General features: G+C 36.1%; 1 protein-coding gene. It reads right to left on the bottom strand.

The window, feature by feature from the left end; genetic code table 11:
* Nucleotides 1–427: reverse transcriptase domain-containing protein (locus tag GJV77_RS14705; protein WP_240142901.1), on the bottom strand; the 427-nt coding region annotated here is incomplete at both ends.

Here is a 427-nt window from a genome sequence, read left to right as displayed (position 1 = left end):
GTTTTCTCCTTATTGACTTTTAAGTATAGTACTGTTTCTATGAATAGAGTTATACTCTCTTTTACACGTTTACATGCTCTTTTACTCTTACAGAAGATTAAACAATCATCTGCACAACGAACAAATCGGTGTCCACGTTTTTCGAGCTCCATATCTAGTTCATGAAGCATTATATTACTCAACAAAGGACTCAGAGGTCCTCCTTGAACAACTCCTTGGTTACTCTGTTCGAGCTTTCCATTTACAACAACTCCTGAGCTTAAGTACTTATGTATAAGTGATATTACACGTGAGTCTTTTACCCGTTTAGACAAGAGTTCAATTAACCGACTATGATTAACGGTATCAAAGAATTTCTCTAAGTCTAAATCTACCACGTAGTGGTACTTATCATTTAGATGTCTCTTTGCCTCTTTCAGCGCTGTAT

The organism is Myroides pelagicus (assembly GCF_009711055.1).
In the GTDB taxonomy this organism is placed as follows: Bacteria; Bacteroidota; Bacteroidia; order Flavobacteriales; family Flavobacteriaceae; genus Flavobacterium; species Flavobacterium pelagicum.
Note: the sequence above shows the minus strand (reverse complement) of the source record. Positions and strands in the feature narration are given on the sequence as shown.